Annotated in this window: 18 protein-coding genes, 1 tRNA gene and 1 riboswitch; of the genes, 9 read left to right on the top strand and 10 right to left on the bottom strand. The window is 64.7% G+C overall.

Annotation, left to right across the window (positions count from 1 at the left end; genetic code table 11):
* Positions 1-46 precede the first annotated feature (46 nt).
* Positions 47-313, bottom strand: a complete 267-nt coding sequence (locus HUK73_RS11250; RefSeq protein WP_176591984.1) for a hypothetical protein — start codon at positions 311-313, stop codon at positions 47-49.
* A 47-nt stretch (positions 314-360) separates the two neighbouring features.
* Positions 361-587: riboswitch (cobalamin riboswitch) on the top strand.
* Between the two features lie 238 nt (positions 588-825).
* Between HUK73_RS11250 and HUK73_RS11245 the strand changes: the two genes are divergently transcribed.
* Positions 826-2,769 (top strand): TonB-dependent receptor, encoded by a 1,944-nt coding sequence (locus tag HUK73_RS11245; protein WP_255326354.1) that lies wholly within the window; start codon positions 826-828, stop codon positions 2,767-2,769.
* A 37-nt stretch (positions 2,770-2,806) separates the two neighbouring features.
* On the opposite strand, the gene ung is transcribed toward HUK73_RS11245, so the two are convergent.
* Entirely contained in the window at positions 2,807-3,496 is a 690-nt protein-coding gene (ung, locus tag HUK73_RS11240) for a uracil-DNA glycosylase (protein ID WP_176591982.1), read from the bottom strand.
* Positions 3,497-3,576: 80 nt separating this feature from the next.
* Between ung and bla the strand changes: the two genes are divergently transcribed.
* The 3 genes from bla to HUK73_RS11225 all read left to right on the top strand — a co-directional run bounded on the left by bla (position 3,577) and on the right by HUK73_RS11225 (position 6,107).
* Positions 3,577-4,554, top strand: a complete 978-nt coding sequence (bla, locus tag HUK73_RS11235) for a class A beta-lactamase (RefSeq protein ID WP_176591981.1) — start codon at positions 3,577-3,579, stop codon at positions 4,552-4,554.
* Positions 4,555-4,615: 61 nt separating this feature from the next.
* A complete protein-coding gene (locus HUK73_RS11230; protein ID WP_176591980.1) occupies positions 4,616-4,981 on the top strand; it encodes a DUF962 domain-containing protein in 366 nt (121 codons plus the stop codon).
* A gap of 67 nt (positions 4,982-5,048) precedes the next feature.
* On the top strand, positions 5,049-6,107 hold the full coding sequence (locus HUK73_RS11225) for a GNAT family N-acetyltransferase (RefSeq protein ID WP_176591979.1): 1,059 nt from the start codon (positions 5,049-5,051) through the stop codon (positions 6,105-6,107).
* Here the strand turns inward: HUK73_RS11225 and HUK73_RS11220 are convergent.
* The gene (locus HUK73_RS11220) at positions 6,085-6,945 is read right to left on the bottom strand and encodes a cupin-like domain-containing protein (protein WP_176591978.1); all 861 of its coding nucleotides are present in this window, start codon (positions 6,943-6,945) and stop codon (positions 6,085-6,087) included. The two genes, HUK73_RS11225 and HUK73_RS11220, sit on opposite strands and share 23 nt — an antisense overlap.
* Positions 6,946-6,955: 10 nt before the next feature.
* On the bottom strand, positions 6,956-8,083 hold the full coding sequence (locus HUK73_RS11215) for a GNAT family N-acetyltransferase (RefSeq protein WP_176591977.1): 1,128 nt from the start codon (positions 8,081-8,083) through the stop codon (positions 6,956-6,958).
* Positions 8,084-8,254: 171 nt separating this feature from the next.
* Between HUK73_RS11215 and HUK73_RS11210 the strand changes: the two genes are divergently transcribed.
* The 4 genes from HUK73_RS11210 to HUK73_RS11195 all read left to right on the top strand — a co-directional run bounded on the left by HUK73_RS11210 (position 8,255) and on the right by HUK73_RS11195 (position 11,971).
* Complete coding sequence (locus tag HUK73_RS11210; protein WP_176591976.1) at positions 8,255-9,250, top strand: NAD-dependent epimerase/dehydratase family protein; 996 nt, start codon at positions 8,255-8,257, stop codon at positions 9,248-9,250.
* 292 nt (positions 9,251-9,542) lie between these two features.
* Entirely contained in the window at positions 9,543-10,550 is a 1,008-nt protein-coding gene (locus HUK73_RS11205) for a KpsF/GutQ family sugar-phosphate isomerase (RefSeq protein ID WP_176591975.1), read from the top strand.
* 8 nt (positions 10,551-10,558) lie between these two features.
* Complete coding sequence (kdsB, locus tag HUK73_RS11200; RefSeq protein ID WP_176591974.1) at positions 10,559-11,371, top strand: 3-deoxy-manno-octulosonate cytidylyltransferase; 813 nt, start codon at positions 10,559-10,561, stop codon at positions 11,369-11,371.
* A 9-nt stretch (positions 11,372-11,380) separates the two neighbouring features.
* A complete protein-coding gene (locus HUK73_RS11195) occupies positions 11,381-11,971 on the top strand; it encodes a histidine phosphatase family protein (protein ID WP_176591973.1) in 591 nt (196 codons plus the stop codon).
* Positions 11,972-11,984: 13 nt separating this feature from the next.
* Here HUK73_RS11195 and HUK73_RS11190 read toward each other — a convergent pair whose 3' ends face one another.
* The 6 genes from HUK73_RS11190 to HUK73_RS11165 all read right to left on the bottom strand — a co-directional run bounded on the left by HUK73_RS11190 (position 11,985) and on the right by HUK73_RS11165 (position 16,776).
* Positions 11,985-13,337 (bottom strand): ATP-binding protein, encoded by a 1,353-nt coding sequence (locus HUK73_RS11190; RefSeq protein WP_176591972.1) that lies wholly within the window; start codon positions 13,335-13,337, stop codon positions 11,985-11,987.
* Positions 13,334-14,053 (bottom strand): response regulator, encoded by a 720-nt coding sequence (locus HUK73_RS11185; RefSeq protein WP_176591971.1) that lies wholly within the window; start codon positions 14,051-14,053, stop codon positions 13,334-13,336. Before HUK73_RS11185 ends, HUK73_RS11190 begins: the two co-directional genes overlap by 4 nt.
* 135 nt (positions 14,054-14,188) lie before the next feature.
* Positions 14,189-14,812 carry an EF-hand domain-containing protein gene (locus HUK73_RS11180; protein WP_176591970.1) on the bottom strand — a complete coding sequence of 208 codons (624 nt, stop codon included), beginning with the start codon at positions 14,810-14,812 and terminating at the stop codon, positions 14,189-14,191.
* A 224-nt stretch (positions 14,813-15,036) separates the two neighbouring features.
* Positions 15,037-16,254, bottom strand: coding sequence for an argininosuccinate synthase (locus tag HUK73_RS11175; RefSeq protein WP_176591969.1), 1,218 nt, complete (start codon positions 16,252-16,254; stop codon positions 15,037-15,039).
* 224 nt (positions 16,255-16,478) lie between these two features.
* Positions 16,479-16,673, bottom strand: a complete 195-nt coding sequence (locus HUK73_RS11170) for a DUF4169 family protein (protein WP_176591968.1) — start codon at positions 16,671-16,673, stop codon at positions 16,479-16,481.
* Positions 16,674-16,702: 29 nt separating this feature from the next.
* Positions 16,703-16,776, bottom strand: a tRNA-Gly gene (locus tag HUK73_RS11165).
* Between the two features lie 111 nt (positions 16,777-16,887).
* Here HUK73_RS11165 and HUK73_RS11160 point away from each other — a divergent pair.
* A complete protein-coding gene (locus tag HUK73_RS11160) occupies positions 16,888-17,808 on the top strand; it encodes a LysR family transcriptional regulator (RefSeq protein WP_176591967.1) in 921 nt (306 codons plus the stop codon).
* Positions 17,809-17,924: the final 116 nt, after the last annotated feature.

Raw genomic sequence — 17,924 nt, 5'->3', positions numbered from 1 at the left:
TGCGCCTGCCGTTGGACGGATTGTTTCCACTTCTTGTCGGGGCTGTCTAGTCCCCGTCGCTTTCGGCCCGCTCCATCATTTCCATGAAGTCGCGCGCCGCGTCGCGGTCCGCCGGGTCCTCGAACGCCTCCTCCAGATCGGGCGCCGCGCCCAGCAGGACCATCAGCGACCAGAGTGCGAAGCGGCGTGCCCTGTCCGTTTCCAGCCCGAAATCGACGCGCATATGCTCCAGCCCGGCGGCCAGCGCATCAGGGGTGAGCGCATCCAGGTCGCGGACGCCGAAATAGCGGTGGAGTTGATCGTCGAAATGCATGGGTCGCCTCTATCCCATCTTCCCATCCCCGCAAAGCGTGCCTATGAGCCATTCCCGATCGCGCCGGTGTCCCGAGAGGGGCTTAATAGGGAATGGGGTGCAAATCCCCGGCTGTCCCTGCAACTGTAAGCGGTGAGCGAGAGGCATATCGATCCTTCCGGAGCGCGAGGGATCAGCCACTGGGCCGGACGCTAAACCCTGCGAGGCCTGGGAAGGCCATGTTTCAAGCGATGACCCGTGAGCCAGGAGACCTGCCTGCGTCTGGTCGCTCTTGCCCTGGTCCAGGGGATGGCCGCGGCACGGTGTCTTTCCGTCTGAGCGACGAACGAGCGGTGGAGGCCGCTTCGGTTCGCGTGGCGGTCGCTTGATGGCGTCCGGCTGCTTTCGCGCGCCGGTCGTCCCGGACGGCAGGTCTCCCCCGGCAGTCGCAGGCGCCGGAGGACATGATTGTGAAATATGGATTGATCGCCACCCTGATCGCTGCGGGCATCGCCCCGCCGGCGCTGGCCCAAATGCCCGCCGCCGAAGAGGCGCCGGCCACGAATATCGTCGTCTTCGGACGCGGCGAGGAAAAGATCGGCGTCGCCCATGCCGCGAGCGAGGGCAGCGTCGGCGGCGCCGACCTGCTGGTCCGCCCGCTGCTGCGCGTCGCCGAACTGCTGGAAGCGGTGCCCGGCATGGTCGCGGCCCAGCATTCGGGCAGCGGCAAGGCGAACCAATATTTCCTGCGCGGTTTCAACCTCGACCATGGATCGGACTTCACCACTTATATCGACGGCGTGCAGATGAATTTCCGCTCGCACGGTCATGGTCAGGGCTATCTCGACCTGAACGGCCTGATCCCCGAAATCGTCGCGCGGGAGGATTTTCGCAAAGGCCCCTATCGCGCCGATGGCGGCGATTTCGCGCTGGCTGGCGCAGCCTATATGACCACGATTGATGGCTTTACGCGCCCGTGGATCGCGGTGGAGGGCGGCTCCTACGGCTCGCGCCGACTGGCGGCGGGCGGCACGATCAAGGACGTGGGACCCGGCGACCTGACGCTGGTGGCGCAGGCCAAGCGCTATGACGGCCCCTGGGAAGAGGCGGAGCATCTGCGTCATTATAGCGGCTTCGCCAAATATCGCGTGCCGCTTGGCGGAGGCGAACTGGACGCGACCCTGCACGCCTATCGCGGCACCTGGCGCCCGACCGAGCAGATTCCAGAGCGGATCATCGGCTCCCCCGTCTGCCCCGATGTCTTCTGCTCGCCCGATCCCTCTGCGCGGGGCGAAACCACGCGGATCGTCGGCAATGTCGCCGTCACCCAGCCGGGCTGGCGCGCCAACGCCTATGTCCAGTTCTACGACTGGGCGATGTTCAGCAATCCCACCTATGCCGATCCGGACGGCCGCAGCGCGCAGATCCACCAATATGACCGCCGCTGGATCACCGGCCTTACCGCCTCGAAGAACTGGGATGTCGCCTCGACCCTCAACCTCAGCATCGGCACCGAGAACCGCTTCGACCATATCGGCAATGTCGGCGTCGACCGCAGCGCGGACCGGCAGTTCCTCTTCTCGCTCGGCCGCTATCATGTCGAGCAACTGTCCGCCGCCCTCTATGGCGAAGCGAACTGGCAGCCTTTACCCGGCCTGCGCCTGATCGGCGGGCTGCGCGGCGATTATTATCATTACAGCGTCCGCGCCGGGGATGCCGCCGCGCAGGCGCTGGGCGAGGGCAGCGGCCATGACGCCATCCTCTCGCCCAAGGCGTCGGTCGCCTACCGGGTCACGCCGCATCTGGAACTCTACGCCAATTGGGGGCGGGGCTTTCATTCCAATGATGTGCGCGGCGCGGTGAATGTCGACACGCCTGTTCCGGTGCTGGTGCGCGGCATCGGCAAGGAACTGGGCGGGCGCGTCCAATATGGCAGCCTCTCGCTCACCGCGACCTATTGGTGGCTGGATGTCGGCAGCGAACTGCGCTTCGTGGGCGACAGCAATGCCGTCGAGCCGACCGGGGCCAGCAAGCGGCGCGGCTATGAACTGGTCGCCTTCTGGCGCCCATTTTCCTGGCTCGCGCTGGACGGCAACTACACCGCCAGCCATTCGCGTTACGACAATGGCGACCGGATTCCCAACGCCTTCGAAAATGCCGCTTCAGGCGGTGTGGCGATCCTCCGCGATCCCTGGGAAGCGAGCATCCGCCTCCGCCATCTCGGCCCCTATCCGCTGATCGAGGACAATAGCCTTCGAGACAAGGGCAGCACCGTCGTCAATGCCCGCGCGGCCTGGAAGAGCAAGCGGATCGAACTCTATGGCGAACTGCTCAACATCTTCGACAGCCGGGACAAGGACATCGCCTATTATTATGAATCCTATGTTCCCGCTTATGACAGCGCGCCGGTCGAAGGCCGCCTCAGCCGCGTGATGGAGCCGCGCACCCTGCGGCTGGGCGCGAAGCTGTACTTCTAGGCGCGAAGTGCTCCTGCCCGCGCAGGAGCACTTCGCTTTACACCTGCTCCGGCAAACCCCAATCGATCGCCCCGCGTCCTTTCTCGTCCAGAAAGGCATTGGCCTGCGAAAAATGCCGGCATCCCAGAAAGCCATTATGCGCGGAGAGCGGCGAGGGGTGCGCCGCTTTCAGCACCAGATGGCGCTTGCCGTCGACGAAATCGCCCTTGCGCTGCGCATAGGCGCCCCACAGCAGGAACACGACCGGCTCGCTTTTCTGGTTGACCAGCCGGATGATCGCATCGGTGAACTGTTCCCAGCCGCGCTTCTGGTGCGAGGCGGCCTTGCCCATTTCCACCGTCAGCACGCTGTTGAGCAACAGGACGCCCTGCTCCGCCCAATGCTCCAGAAAGCCATGGCGGCGTGGCGTCAGCCCCAGGTCGCTCTGCAATTCCTTGTAGATATTGACCAGCGACGGCGGCGTGCGCACCCCCGGCTTCACTGAAAAGCACAGGCCATGCGCCTGCCCCTCGCCATGATAGGGGTCCTGCCCCAGCACCACGACCTTCACCCGGTCGAGCGGCGTCAGGTCCAGTGCCCGGAAATATTCGCTGCCCTTGGGGAAAATGCGCTTCCCCGCGGCCTTTTCCGCCTCCAGAAACTGTTTCAGCCCCTGCATATAGGGACTTCCAAATTCCCCGAGCAGCGGCGCGCGCCAGCTCTCGTCCAGCTTGATGGTATCGCTCATGGGCCGGGGTGATGAACCGTGCGCCGAACCGCTGTCAACAGCCCCTTGCCCGCAACCGGCGAATCGAGGAAAGGGGACGGATGCCACGCCTTCGTACCGCCAGCCGTTATTGCGCCTTTCTGGCGCTGTTCCTTGCCCCGCTGCCGACCGCCGATGCCTTCGGCCCGACCCCCAATCCGGTGCAGCAGAGCGCCGAATCCCGCCTGATGGGGGAATTCGCCCGCTTCGCGACGCTGACCGACGGTACGGTGGGCATCGCCGTGCGGGACCTCTCCACGGGCGAGACGCTGGCCTATAATGGCGATACGCTGTTCCCGATGGCCAGCACCTACAAGGTGGCGGTCGCGGCCAAGATCTTCTCCCTGCTCGATGCGGGCAGTCTCAGCCTTGATGAAAAGCTGACGCGCCTCGGGCATCCGCTGCCGGTGCGCACCCTGCTCGAAATGAGCCTGACGCAGAGCGACAATGAAGCCACCGACGCTCTGGTCGCCCGCACGGGCGGGCCGCAGGCGGTCAATGACTGGGTCCGCTCGATCGGCGTCAGGAATCTGCGCGTCGACAGCAATACCCGCGACCTGCTCGCCCGCGCCAAGGTGGCGGGCAGCGGCTTTGGCGATGAAAGCGCGATGGAAGCCGGCCTCTCCGCTGCCCAGCGCGACGCCCGCGACATGCCCAATCTGGGCTTTGCCATGGACCCCCGCGACACTGCGACGCCGCGCGCGATGGACGACCTGCTGGTCGCGATCCGCACCGGCAAGGCGCTGAAGCCGCAGAGCACGGCGATGCTGCTGTCGATCATGGAACGGTGCAAGACCGGCAAGGACCGGCTGCGCGCCATGTTGCCGCCCGGCACCCGGATCGCGCACAAGACGGGGACGCTGAACGGCATCGGCAATGATGTGGGCATCATCACTTTGCCGGACGGTCGCCTGTTTGCCATTACGGTTTTCGTGATGAAGGATTATAAGGGGCATCAGATGCGCGACCGCATCATGGCCGAAGCGGCGCGGGCAGCCTATGACTATTTCCTGTTCGCCCCCGATCGGCACACGGCCTGACGCATCCGTCTTAACATTAATCAGCTTTCCCGATAGCCATGGTGATCGAGGAGGGGAGGCAATGGACGGCAAGGCAGCGTTCCGGGACTTCTGGCCCTATTATCTGCAGGAACATGCGCACCCCGGCACGCGGGCGATGCACTATGCCGGCACCAGCATCGTCGTGTTGCTGGCCGTGTCCTTGCCCGTCACCGGGCGATGGTGGATGGTTCCCGCATTGCCGCTGGCCGGTTACGGTTTCGCCTGGCTTGGCCACAGTCTGATCGAACGCAACCGCCCCGCCACTTTCCGCTATCCGCTGTTGTCGCTGCGCGCCGATTTCGTGATGTGGTTCCGCTTCCTGACCGGCCGCATGAAAAAGGAGCTGGCGCAGGCTGGCGTTCGGCCCGACGGTTCGGTCGATCCGGGCCTGCGAAGGGAATTGTAAGACCCGCGCGGCACCTTGATATAAGCGCCGCTTGACCCCTGCCGTCGCTCTGCCACAAGAGCGGTCCATGGCCCTTACCGCCCAGTTCCTCCGCCTGCCCGATCTTGCGGCCCTCGGTCCCCGCTGGCAGGCGCTGGAGGCGCGGGCCGACGGTGGCTTCTTCCTTGGCTGGACCTGGATGGGAGCATGGCTGGAAAGCTATGGCGCTCGCCCCGAATTGCTCGCGATCACGGATGAAGCGGGGCAGGATGTCGCGCTCGCCCTGTTCGGTCGCGCCATGCAATCCCGGCTGCTCGGCCGCAGCGCGACCCTTTCGCTGAACCAGTCCGGCGATCCGGGGGCCGACCGGCCTTTCATCGAATATAATGGCCTGCTCGCCGCCAGAGGCAAAGAAGGGGAGGCGATGGAGGCCGCGCTCCGGGCGCTGTGCAAACGCCGTGACTGGCGCAGCCTGCGCCTCAGTGGCGTCGCGCCCGGATCGCCGCTGCTGAATATCCCCGCCCGCCGCAAGAGCCGGATCGACCTGTCCCCGGTCTATCAGGTCGATCTCGAAGCTGTCCGCGCCTCCGATTATCTGTCGCTGCTCAGTTCCAACAGCCGCAGCCAGATCCGCCGCGCGATGAAGGATCATAGCGGCGCGCTGCCCCGTATCGACGCGGCGGCGCCCGCCGACATCGATCCCTGGCTGGCGGAGATGCAGGCTCTCAACCGGGGGCGCCATGCCGATAATGCCTGGGATGACGAAGCCTTCCGCCATTTCGTCGCGATGATCACGGTCCGGGGTGGCGATGCCGTTGAACTGCTCCGTATGACGGGCAAGGATGGGGTCGTCGGCCTGCTCCTGAACTTCATCCATGATGGCGTGGCGATGAACTACCAGTCCGCCTTTGCACCTCCCCGCAGCGCCAAGGACAAGCCCGGCCTGCTCTGCCACGCCGCCGCTGTCGACCATTATGCCGGGCGTGGTCTGTCGCTCTATTCCCTGCTCGCTGGCAAGGATCGCTACAAGCAAAGCCTCGCCACGCGCGAAGAGGCGCTGGAATGGTGGCAGATCGACCGTTTCAGCCCTCGGCTGGAGGCCGAAGCCCTGCTCCGCAAAGTCCTTAAGCGTCCAGTTTCCGCATGATGCGATAGGCCAGCCGCCGCACGCTCTGCACCTCGGGCGTCGCGCTGATCCGCCCGGTCGGCAGTTTCCGCCGACGCAGCAGCGCGTTGAAGCTGTGCAACTCGCCCTCGGCCACGCTCCGCTCCGACCGCCAGGTGACGGACAGGCTGATCGACACTGAAGGGCCATTTTCCACGAAATGCGGCGCCTTCACCGGCACGTGAATGGCATCGCCCGGCAGCAGCCTTACCGCCGTTCCGCGATCCCGAAACGCTTCCCGCCAATTGAGATTGCGGTGCCCGCCTGCATGGAAGCTCTCGCTCTGGATCGCGGGCACCAGTTCCTCGTCGCCCGCCGGAAAGACCGTCATGGTCTTCTCCCCCCGGATCTGGAGCAGGATATTATGCTCCGGGTCCATGTGGAACGGCGTCACGCTCCCCGGCGAGGAGAGGAAGATGAAGGCTTCCCGATGCAGCATCGGTCCGGTCTGCCTGTCCACCAGCGGCACCAGTTCGCCCAGCGCCCGGTCGAGCAGCGCGCCATAGGCCGCGTCGCGCTCCACATTCTTCAGCACGGCCCAGCTGCCGTTGGTGTCGATGGTGCGGATCGTCTCGCCCAGCGTCAGCCCGTTCGACGGCGTATCCTCCGGCCGCACGCCGAGCGGCAGTTTGCCGAGATTATATTCGACCGACGCCGCCGGCATCCGCTCCGCAAGCGCCGCCAATGCTTCCAGCGTCAACAGATCATGCCCCGCCAATCCATGGCTGAGCTTTGCCGCACTGTCGGGATAGGCCGCCGCAAAGGCCGCCCGCGCGTCATCGGAAAACACCGCCGCTTCGATTGCCTTGTGCGCGTTCATTTCTGTCCCTTCAACCCTGTCCTTTGAGGCGGCGGCCCAGTGCCTCGACGCCATTGGCCAGCGCGAAAGCGGCTTCGCGCCTTGCCCGCGCCAGACCCTGCCCCCGCAGGGCGATGCGATATTGGGTGATGGTCCGCCGTTCCGCCCACAGGCTGTCGATCATCGGATGGTCCGCCGCCGCGCAACTGTCCATCCAGCCGATTGCCGGATCGCCCTGCACGGCATGCAGATTGGCGATCTCGATCAGTACGCCCGGCGAGAAGCGGCCCAATGCCTCGTCAAAGGCGATCTTGAAGGAAAAGGCGCCCTCGCCATGGCGGAAATTGACCAGCATGGCGATGGCCCGCCCGTCGAGGTCCATGCGCAGGAAATGGAGCAATCCGCTCTCCAACGCCGCCGTGCAGGCCGACCGGAAAAAGGCCGCATCCTGCGGCCGCGACGCCAGCGCCGTTCCTTCCGCACCCTTCCAGCCGGACGCTTCCAGCGCCAGAAATTCGTCGCACCAACCGGAAAGGTCCACGGCGTCGGTCAGCAACCGGCTTTCGACCGTGCCCAGATCGGCCAATCGCTTCTGCAGGCGCCGCAATTCCTTGCGCTTCTTGGCGCGCACATTGGCTTCCCAATAGGCGTCGGCATCCAGTTCGGACCGCAGCATCGCCCGGTCATAGCGATGCACCTCGCGCCGCCCGCGCCGCTGCTCGACGCACAGCGCCTCCAGCGCCGCCGCATTGGCGCCCGCTGCGTCGAGTCCGCGCAAATGCAGGAAGCCCGGCGCCCAGGGCGCATCGTCCAACTGCTCCAGCAAGCCGCGCCAGGCCGCCGCTTCCTGTCCCCGGCGAATCAGCGGCGCGCCGAAGAAGCAATGGTCATGCATCCAGTTGGTGACGCAGCCCGTCGGCAGCCGCCCGTAACGCCCGGCGACGATCACCGGCATCAGGCCGATCAGTTCGCCGTCCTGCTGCGCCTCCAGCACGTGCACCGTGCTGTCGGCCAGATGATCCAGCGCCGCGCACAGCATTTCGGGGATGTAGAAGGCGTTGGCCTCTGCTGCTGCTTCCGCCAAAGCGGTCCAGCGCAAACGCTGCGTGGGCGCATAGGCGCGCGCCGCCGTCAGGGCGGGATGGGAGGCCATGTCCATGGGTCTCGCCATAGGCAGGAATGATTATGGAATAGCTAATCGCCGGGATTTTTGGAGACGGGCAGGGGCGCTTATGGGGAAAGCCCTTTACATCTTGTGCCGGATTGTCTGTGAAGCAGGCAATAGGAAGGGGGTCGACGCCCCCCAAAGTGCAAGACGGGACAAGGCCGCATGACAATCCTCGTGACTGGCGCCGCCGGTTTCATCGGCATGGCCGTGGCGGACCGGCTGCTGTCTGAAGGTCGGGCCGTGTACGGCATCGACAATATGAACGACTATTATCCGGTATCGCTGAAGCGGGATCGGGTCGCGGCGCTGCAGGAGCGTCATGGCGGCCTGTTCACCTTCGCGGAACTGGACTTTGCCGACATGGATGCGCTTCAGGCGGCGCTTCATGGCCATCCCATCGACGCCATCGTTCACCTGGGCGCACAGGCGGGGGTGCGCTATTCGCTGATCAATCCCCATGCCTATGTCCGCTCCAATCTGGCGGGCCATGTCAACATGCTGGAAGTCGCACGGGAGCGGCGGGTGCGGCATCTGGTCTATGCCTCCTCTTCCTCGGTCTATGGCGGCAATGACAGCCTGCCCTTCCGGGTCGAGGATCGCGCCGACCATCCCGTCTCGCTCTATGCCGCGACCAAGAGGGCGGACGAACTGATGAGCGAGACCTATGCCCATCTCTTCCGCATTCCGATGACCGGCCTGCGTTTCTTCACTGTCTATGGCCCGTGGGGCCGTCCCGACATGGCGATGTGGATCTTCACGTCGAAGATTCTGGCGGGCCAGCCCATCCCGGTCTTCAATCATGGCCGGATGCAGCGCGACTTCACCTATATCGACGATATCGTCAGCGGTGTGATCGGCTGCCTTGACCATGCGCCGGAAGATGACGGCGCGGCCAAGGCGGGGGGCAGCCGTTCGCCCCACCGGCTCTACAATATCGGCAACAACCGGCCGGAGGAACTGATGCACCTCATCGCCGTGCTGGAGGAGGCCTGCGGCCGCAAGGCGCAGATCGACTTCCAGCCGATGCAGCCGGGTGACGTGCCCGCGACCTACGCCGACATCAGCGCCATCGTCACGGACATCGGCTTTGCGCCAACCACCGGGATCGAGATCGGCGTGCCGCGCTTCGTTGACTGGTATCGCGCCTACCACGATTGAAGGCGCCCAAAACCGGCATCAGGCGGAAAGGTTCCGTGAGCAGACGCAGTTTTGTGCAACTGATCGCTTTTTCGGCGATTGTGGCATGAAATACGCGTAAATCTTGGTTCGCACTCGCGAAAGCGATTGCCATTATCGGGCCAAAATGCCTATCCATCCTGCCTGGGTCCGGTTCGTTCGAACCGGTCGGGTCGCGGAACAAAAAATAGGGCGGTACACCGTGGGGCGGTGGTCCGCCGCCATTTTCGTCAGCGGGAAAACCGGCGGCGACGATGGAAAAAAGGGCTTACGCGTGTCTACAGTATCGAAAATCGTGCCATTCGGCTCAGGCGGACGTATTTCGGAAAGTGCGCGCCGCACATTATCCATCGCGGCAGAGGGGCTTAACGCCCTGGAAGCCCAGTTCACCGAACGGGAATTTTCCGCCACCTTCCTGCGTCTGGTCGGCGTCATCATCAATGTTCGCGGCCGGGTGATCGTCACGGGCATCGGCAAGAGCGGCATCGTCGCGCGCAAGATGACGGCGACGCTCACCTCGACCGGCACGCCCGCCATCTTCCTGCATCCGGCCGATGCGGGGCATGGCGATCTGGGCATGGTGACGCCGGATGATGTCGTGCTGATGCTGTCGCACTCCGGCGAGTCCAGCGAACTCGGCCCTATCATCCAATATTGCAAGCGCTTCGCCATTCCGCTGCTTGCCATGACCGCGCGGGACACCAGCACGGTCGCTGCGGCTGCCGACATCTGCATCCTGATGCCGAATGTCAGGGAAGCCTGCCCCAACTCGCTGGCGCCCACGACATCCACCACCATCCAGATGGCCTTTGGCGACGCGCTGGCCATCGCACTGATGGAAATGCGCGGTTTTTCGGCGGACGATTTCCACAAATTCCATCCCAATGGCCGTTTGGGCGCGCAGCTTATCAAGGTGCGCGAGCTCATGGCGCTGGGCACGGACGTGCCGCGGGTGGAAGAGGACGCCTCGCTGCTCGATGCGACGATCGAGATGACCCGCGCCCGATTGGGCGGAACGGCGGTCGTCAACCGCAAGGGCGAACTGATCGGCGCGTTTACCGATGGCGACCTGCGCCGCACCGTCACCGGCACCCGGCATATGAACGAGCCGGTGGGACGCTACATGACCGTACAGCCGCTCGCGGTCGGACCGGAGGAACTGGCGTCCGAAGCGCTGCGCCTGATGCACGACCATAATATCACGCTCCTTTTCGTGTGTGAGAAGGATCGGCTAGTCGGCGCCATCCACATGCACGATCTTCTCCACGCAGGCGTCGCCTGACAGGTCCCATGCTGATCGTCATTCCGGCTCGTGCAGGCTCTTCACGCCTGCCGCGCAAGCCGTTGCGCCCGATCGCGGGCCGCACGCTGTTGCACCGGACCATCGCCATGGCCCGCGCGGCGACGGCCGGCTTGCGCGATGCGGAACTGCTGGTGGCGACGGATGACGAGGAAATCGCGGCGCATGCAGGTGCCGCAGGATGCAGGGCGGCAATGACCGACAGCGCGATCGCCACCGGCTCCGGCCGGGCGCTCGCCGCGGCGCGACAAAGCGCGAGGCCGCCACGCTTCGTCGTCAATCTCCAGGGCGATTCGCCGTTCCAGCCCGAAGGTGCGCTGCGCGCCGTCATTGCCGCGCTGGAGATGGGGGCGGAGGTCGCCACCCCCGTCATCGCTCTCGACTGGTCCGCGCTCGATGCGTTGCGCGAGCATAAGGCCCGCTCGCCCTTCAGTGGCACCACCTGCGCCCGCGCGCCCGATGGCCGGGCGCTCTGGTTCTCGAAAAACATCATTCCCGCCATCCGCAACGAGGATGCGTTGCGCCGGACCGAAGCGCTCTCGCCGGTCTGGCGTCATATCGGCCTTTATGGCTACACGCTCGATGCCCTCACCCGCTTTGAGGCGACGGCACCGACCACGCTGGAAAATCTGGAAGGTCTGGAGCAGCTCCGCCTTCTGGAACTGGGTATTCCCGTCACCACCGTTCCGGTCGCGCCGCCCCGCTTCGACAGCTCCGGCATCGATACGGAAGCCGACATCACGCGTGTCGAGGCACTGATCGCGGCCCATGGCGATCCTACGCCGCCCCTCAATCCGGGCTGACCGCTTCCCATGCGCCGCATTTTCATCATCCGCCACGGCAACACGTTCGCGAGCAGTGCCGAGGCGTGCCGTATCGGTGCCGGAACGGACATCCCGCTGGTGGAGAGCGGCTGCGTTCAGGCCGATCGCCTAGGCCAATATTTCGCCGCCCGTGCTCTTCCCGTCCGCTGTCTTCACAGCAGCCCGCTTCTCCGTGCCCAGGAAACCGCCAACCGGATCGCCGCCGCCATGGGTGTGCCGGTCGGTGGACCGCTCCCTTGGCTCAATGAGATCGACCATGGTCCCGACGAGGGCCGTCCCGAAACCGAAGTACTGGCCCGCCTGGGACCGGAAGCCCTGACGGCATGGGATGAGCAGGCCATCGCCCCGGACGGCTGGAAAGTCGACGCCGAAGCCCGCATCGTGGCCTGGAAGAGCTGGTTCGCGCAGTGGGATGAGGGCGCCGAGCTGCTCGTCACCAGCAATGGCGCCGCGCGTTTCGCGCTGCTGGCGCTGGGCCTGCCGCTCGTTTCCCTCAAGCTGCGGACAGGCGCATTTGGCGAGCTGGCGATCGATAGCAAGGGGCGGCCGGACCTTGTCCGATGGGATGAGCGGCCTTAGGGTGAACCGCCTCTCAGGCCGGTAGGACGAGGCTGGCTTCCAGCCCGCCTTGTGGGCGATTGGCGAGCCTCAAGGCGCCGCCATGCTCGGCCATGATGGCCCGGACCAGCGCCAGCCCCAGCCCCGCGCCGCCCGTCTCCCGGTTGCGCGATCCTTCCAGCCGGGTGAAGGGTTCCATCATCTCCTCCATCCTCCCTTCCGCGATGCCGGGGCCGTCGTCCGCGACGATCAGGCGGATTGCGCCATCGCCATGCTCCACGGACACATGCGCCCGCTCGCCATAGACGATGGCGTTCTCGATCAGGTTGCGCAGCGCCCGGCGAATCTGCTGCGGCCGGACATTGGCGACGGCCCGTGCGCTGTCGCTCAGGTCCACCGGCGATCCCAGCTCCAGAAAATCCTCGACCACCGCATCGGCCAGCGCGGCGATGTCGACCTTCTGCTGGGCTTCGCTACTGCGTCCGGCGCGGGCCAGCGACAATATGTCCTCCAGCATCCGGTTCATCTCATCGATCGTCTCGGACATGCGGGCGCGCTCGCCTTCATCCTCCACCGATTCGGTGCGCACCCGCAAAGAGGCCAGCGGCGTGCGCAGATCATGGCCGATGGCGCCGAGCATCCGGTCCTTTTCATTCAGCATCGCGTAGATGCGGCTGCGCATCGCGTTGAAGGCGGTGGTGAGCTGGCGCACGTCACCCGGCCCGCGTTCCTCGACCGGGTCGGCGGAGCCGGTGCGGGCGAATTGTTCGGCCGACCGGGTCAATTGCCGCAACGGCCGCGCCAGCCGCCGCCCGACCCACAGCAACGGCGCAAGCACGATGACATAGAGAATCAGGGTCTGGGCGATCAGCCAGCCGCCGAATCGCGGTGTCCGGTCGCCATTGCGCGACTGGGTGACGACCCATTTCCCCGGCTCATATTCGGCTGCCATCACGATCCGGGTCGGGTGCGGCCCTTCCGGCATTGCGCCCATCGCACGCGACCGCCGCGTATCCCGACGGCGCGGCGGCAGATGTTGGCTGTCCTCCGTCACATGCACCGAGCGGATGGATAGTCCCATGTCGGTGAACATCGTCATGGCGCGCTGTTCGATATCCGGTCGCGCCTGCCCGGTTGTCGCTGGTACGACGGCCACGAACTGGGCACGGGCGGGCCTGTCATTATCGGCATTTGGGCGTTGCGTCCGATTGTCGAGCGCATCGACGATGCGGTAGACGCCCGGCGCGGTCTGCGCCGTCAGTTCCAGCCGCTTGCGTTCCCGCAGCAGCATGGCGAAATTGATCGCCTGCGCCACGAACAGGGCCAGTGCCACGAGCAGGATGATCTGTCCCACCAGACTGCGCGGCCAAAGGCGAAGCGTCCTCACAGTTTGCGCACATCCGCCGACAGGGTGTAGCCGCCGCCCCAGACGGTCTTGATGAGTGTCGGATTCTTGGGATCGGGTTCGATCTTCTTGCGCAGCCGGCTGATCTGGTTGTCGATTGCGCGGTCGAAGGCATTGGCTTCCCGCCCCTGCGTGATGTCGAGCAACTGATCGCGGCTGAGTACCTGATTGGGCCGGGTCGCAAAGGCCAGCATCAGATTATATTCGGCCGTGGATAGCGGCAGCGACACGCCCTCGCTGTCGACCAGCGTACGTTCCTGCGTCTTGAGCAGCCAGTCGGCAAAGGCATAGGTCGCGCCGTCCGGGGCGGTCACGCGCTGCCCCCCCGTGGCGACGCGGCGGAAGATCACCTTGATCCGGGCCACCAGTTCGCGGGGGGAGAAGGGCTTCAGCACATAATCGTCCGCGCCCATTTCCAGCCCGACGATGCGGTCCGTCTCCTCCGACTTCGCGGTAAGCAGGATGACCGGGATTTCGCTGGTTTCCCGGATATGGCGGCACAGCGACAGCCCGTCCTCGCCGGGCATCATGATGTCCAGCACCACCAGATCGATGGCGTTGGCGTTCAGCCGCACTCGCGCCTCCGCCGCATTTTCGACGGCCGTGATGCGGAAGCCGTTGCGGACAAGATATTGCGCCAGCGGCTCGCGGATCGAACGCTCGTCGTCGACGAGCAGCAAATGGGGTCGTTCGCTCATAACGGGCTTCTTGTCACGGCATCAGGTGGGTTGGAAGGGCGAAGGTCGAGGTCTGAACCTTCGCCCTTCCTCTCGCGGCCGGTGCGAGGCGCAGGGGGGAGGGGAGGGATCGCCCCGCGCCGGCTGCGGTTCGGTTCAGTTGGCGGGTGGCGGAGGCGGCGGACCCTTGCGGTCCTTCCAGCCGTCGCGGAATGCGGCGCGCGCGGCCTTCATCTCGTCCGCCGTCACCTTGCCGTCATGGTTGGTATCGGCCTTGTCGAACATGGCGAGCGGGCGGACCATGAATTCGGCCTTGGTGATCGCGCCATCCTTCTGCATGTCGCCGTCCGGCCCGCCGCGCATCATGCCGCGGCCCGGCTCGCCATGGCCCCAGCCGCGGCCACCCGGACCTCTATGATCCCGCATGCTGTCGCGGCCCTGATGGGCGGCCATGAATTCCGCCTTGCTGATCTGGCCGTTCTTGTCGGTATCCATCGCCGCGAAGCGCTCTTCGAGCCGCTGCTGGCGCATGCTGTCGCGGTCCGCCTGATCGATCTTGCCGTCATGATTGGCGTCGAGCTTGGCGAAACGCGCTTCCAGGGCGGCGGTCAGTTCCGCCTTGGTGACGACGCCGTCATGATTGGCATCGGCCATCATCAGCATGCCGCCGCGCGGGCCGTGTTCCGGGCCGCCATCCTGGGCAAAAGCGAAATGGGAGGCGGCAAGCCCGCCGACGAACAGCGAGCCAACCGCCACCGAGGTCAAGAATTTGCGGATCATCGATCTTCCTTCAAGGCATCTGTCACGAACGGCGCCCTGCCGTCCTTGGTGATGCTTATCGGGGAGTTTTGTCCCGCAAATTTGTCACGTCACCCGTTAAAATGTCGCAATTTGTATCGGGTGACGGGCTTTTGTCTTAGCGGCCGTGGCGGCCCAGCAAACGCAAGCCCCAAGGCGTGATCAACGATCACGCCGTCCCAGCAAACGCAAGCCCCAAGGCGCGATCAACGATCACGCCGTCCCAGCAAACGCAAGCGAAGCGCGTTGAGCTTGATGAAGCCCGCTGCGTCGCGCTGGTCATAGGCGCCTGCATCATCCTCGAAGGTCACGACCTTCTCGCTGTAGAGGCTGTTGGGCGACTTGCGGCCGACGACATAGACGCCGCCCTTGTAGAGCTTCAGGCGGACGGTGCCGGTCACCTTTTCCTGGCTGTAGTCGATCGCGGCCTGCAGCATTTCGCGTTCCGGCGAGAACCAGAAGCCGTTGTAGATCAGTTCGGCATATTTGGGTGCCAGCTCATCCTTCAGGTGCGCAGCGCCACGGTCGAGCGTCAGCTGCTCGATACCGCGATGGGCGAGGTGATAGATGGTGCCGCCCGGCGTTTCATACATGCCGCGCGACTTCATGCCGACGAAGCGGTTTTCGACCAGGTCGAGACGGCCGATGCCGTGCTTGCGGCCATATTCGTTCAGCGTTTCGAGCAGGGTCGCGGGCGACATGCCAACGCCGTTGATCGCCACGCCATCGCCGCGCTCGAAATCGATGGTGATATATTCGGGCGCGTCGGGCGCGTCCTCCGGATTCACCGTGCGCGAATAGACATAGTCCGGGGTTTCTTCCCACGGATCTTCCAGCACCTTACCCTCGGAGCTGGTGTGCAGCATGTTCGCGTCGGTCGAGAAGGGGCTTTCGCCGCGCTTGTCGCGGGGGATCGGAATCTGGTGCTTTTCGGCGAACTCGATCAGCTTGGTGCGGCTGGCCAGATCCCATTCGCGCCAGGGCGCGATCACCTTGATGTCCGGGGCGAGGCCATAATAGCCCAGTTCGAAGCGGACCTGATCATTGCCCTTGCCGGTCGCGCCATGGCTGACCGCATCGGCGCCCACCATTTTGGCGATCTCGATCTGGCGCTTGGCGATCAACGGACGGGCGATCGAGGTGCCGAGCAGGTAGAGGCCTTCATAGAGCGCGTTGGAGCGCATCATCGGGAAGACATAATCCTTCACGAATTCTTCGCGCAGGTCGTCGATGAAGATATGCTCTTCCTTGACGCCCATCAGGCGGGCCTTGGCGCGGGCGGGCTCCAGTTCCTCGCCCTGGCCGAGATCGGCGGTGAAGGTGACAACCTCGCACTGATAGGTCTGTTGCAGCCATTTCAGGATCACGCTGGTATCCAGCCCACCTGAGAAGGCAAGAACGATGCGGTTGATCTTGTCGGACATGGCTCAAGCGACTTTCTTCAAAAGCTGGTCGTGAAGACCAGGAAATTACCGGCGGGCCGGTATCAGGCCGGACGCGCAAGTGCAACCGGGTCGGCGCAAGAAAGGGCGCGCCGGCGGTGAAGCGGCGCCCCCTTGCGTTGTAAATCCGGCGCTATTTCAGCTGGAGCGGGTTGAACAAGCGATGGCACGCCGACCTTGAAATCGATTCCTGGCGACGGGGCGAATTATTCCGTCTCTTTGCCCGAACCATCCAGATGCGCGCCATCGATCAGCCGCGCCTTGCGTTCTTCTTCCAATGCTTCGGCTTGACGTTCCGCCTTGGTTCGGCCGAATTTCACGCGATTAATCTCGGCCTGGCGCGACTTGTCCACCCGAGCCTTGGCTTTGCGCGCCTGCCGAAGATTGATGATATCGCCCATAAGCTGCCGACGGGGACCATGGAGGGAAATGGAGCGGGTAGCGGGGATCGAACCCGCATCACAAGCTTGGAAGGCTAGTGCTCTACCATTGAGCTATACCCGCCCGTCAGGAGGAGCGCCCTGCCATCTTTGAACGGCGTTCGTCAATATGGCAAAGCGATTTTCACCCATTATCCGCCTTAACCCTGCACGATAATTGCACTATCAGGGGGGCATGGCCACGCCTTCCCTGCGCCAATTGGACATATTCGCGCAGATGGTGGCATCGGGCAGCCTGTCGCGCTGCGCCCGCGACCTGGGCATGGCCGCAGACGATGTGGCGCGGGATCTGGCGTCGCTGGAACTGCGTCTGGGTTACCGGCTGTTCGACGATCTGGCGGGGGTCGCCCGGCTGACGGCGGCGGGGCGCAAGACCGCGCAGGCCATGACCCTGCTGTCTCAGGACCAGCCTGAAAACTGGCAGGTGGATGCGGCGGAGGCTGTCCTGCCCCATGCTTCTCCCGCACCCGCGCCTGCTGTCCAGACACGCGAATCCATCATTCTTGCCGCGCCCGCACCCGTGTTCGGGCATTTTCAGGAGGCGCTCGCCGCTTTCGAGGCGGCGAATGAGGATATCGTCATCACGCTCGACCTGACGGTGCATCTGGCAGATGAAGCCGGGCTGGCGCTGCGCAGGGGCAAGGCCGATATCGCCTATTTCTATGCGCTGGGGGAGATCGAAGGCTTGCCGTCCCGCTATGGCTGGTCGGAACAGATCAATCTCTATGTCGGCGTCGACCATCCGCTCGCGCGCCGGGACAGCGTCGCGCCGGAGGAACTGGCGATCATGCCGACGCTGGCGATGGAGCAGCGCAACGGCCTACGGCGGATCATCGACGAAGCGCTGGCGAAGGGCGGCATCCGCTTGGGCGATCCGGTGCTGGAAACCGATAATCTGTTCGATATCATGACGATCCTGCGCGAGGGCGCGGGGTGCTTTGCCGCCTTCGGTTCGCTGGCGCGTGATCTGGGGCGGATGGCGGGCATCCGGCGCGTGGCCCTGGAACGTCCTCTGCCGGCCGTGGAAGTGCGGCAGGCGGTCAACCCGCAAAGCCCTGCCGCGGCAGCGGCGCTGGCCGAATTTCTCTTTCTTTAGCCTGCTTAGCGATGAAGCGGCGGGATTTTGCGGCCTGTACTTCCATTCGTCGCATTCGAGTATTGATATACTATATCATTTGAGATAGGCAGCGGCATCTCCTCCCGATTCTAGGA

It is taken from the genome of Sphingobium sp. EM0848, assembly GCF_013375555.1.
In the GTDB taxonomy this organism is placed as follows: domain Bacteria; phylum Pseudomonadota; class Alphaproteobacteria; order Sphingomonadales; family Sphingomonadaceae; genus Sphingobium.
The sequence above is the reverse complement of the archived record's forward strand: the minus strand, read 5'-3'. Positions and strand labels throughout refer to the sequence as shown.

Coding starts and splice junctions, on each gene's coding strand:
- HUK73_RS11250 (WP_176591984.1), bottom strand. CDS start 313: ATGCATTTCGACGATCAACTCCACCGCTATTTCGGCGTCCGCGACCTG.
- HUK73_RS11245 (WP_255326354.1), top strand. CDS start 826: ATGCCCGCCGCCGAAGAGGCGCCGGCCACGAATATCGTCGTCTTCGGA.
- ung (WP_176591982.1), bottom strand. CDS start 3,496: ATGAGCGATACCATCAAGCTGGACGAGAGCTGGCGCGCGCCGCTGCTC.
- bla (WP_176591981.1), top strand. CDS start 3,577: ATGCCACGCCTTCGTACCGCCAGCCGTTATTGCGCCTTTCTGGCGCTG.
- HUK73_RS11230 (WP_176591980.1), top strand. CDS start 4,616: ATGGACGGCAAGGCAGCGTTCCGGGACTTCTGGCCCTATTATCTGCAG.
- HUK73_RS11225 (WP_176591979.1), top strand. CDS start 5,049: ATGGCCCTTACCGCCCAGTTCCTCCGCCTGCCCGATCTTGCGGCCCTC.
- HUK73_RS11220 (WP_176591978.1), bottom strand. CDS start 6,945: ATGAACGCGCACAAGGCAATCGAAGCGGCGGTGTTTTCCGATGACGCG.
- HUK73_RS11215 (WP_176591977.1), bottom strand. CDS start 8,083: ATGGACATGGCCTCCCATCCCGCCCTGACGGCGGCGCGCGCCTATGCG.
- HUK73_RS11210 (WP_176591976.1), top strand. CDS start 8,255: ATGACAATCCTCGTGACTGGCGCCGCCGGTTTCATCGGCATGGCCGTG.
- kdsB (WP_176591974.1), top strand. CDS start 10,559: ATGCTGATCGTCATTCCGGCTCGTGCAGGCTCTTCACGCCTGCCGCGC.
- HUK73_RS11195 (WP_176591973.1), top strand. CDS start 11,381: ATGCGCCGCATTTTCATCATCCGCCACGGCAACACGTTCGCGAGCAGT.
- HUK73_RS11185 (WP_176591971.1), bottom strand. CDS start 14,053: ATGAGCGAACGACCCCATTTGCTGCTCGTCGACGACGAGCGTTCGATC.
- HUK73_RS11180 (WP_176591970.1), bottom strand. CDS start 14,812: ATGATCCGCAAATTCTTGACCTCGGTGGCGGTTGGCTCGCTGTTCGTC.
- HUK73_RS11175 (WP_176591969.1), bottom strand. CDS start 16,254: ATGTCCGACAAGATCAACCGCATCGTTCTTGCCTTCTCAGGTGGGCTG.
- HUK73_RS11170 (WP_176591968.1), bottom strand. CDS start 16,673: ATGGGCGATATCATCAATCTTCGGCAGGCGCGCAAAGCCAAGGCTCGG.
- HUK73_RS11160 (WP_176591967.1), top strand. CDS start 16,888: ATGGCCACGCCTTCCCTGCGCCAATTGGACATATTCGCGCAGATGGTG.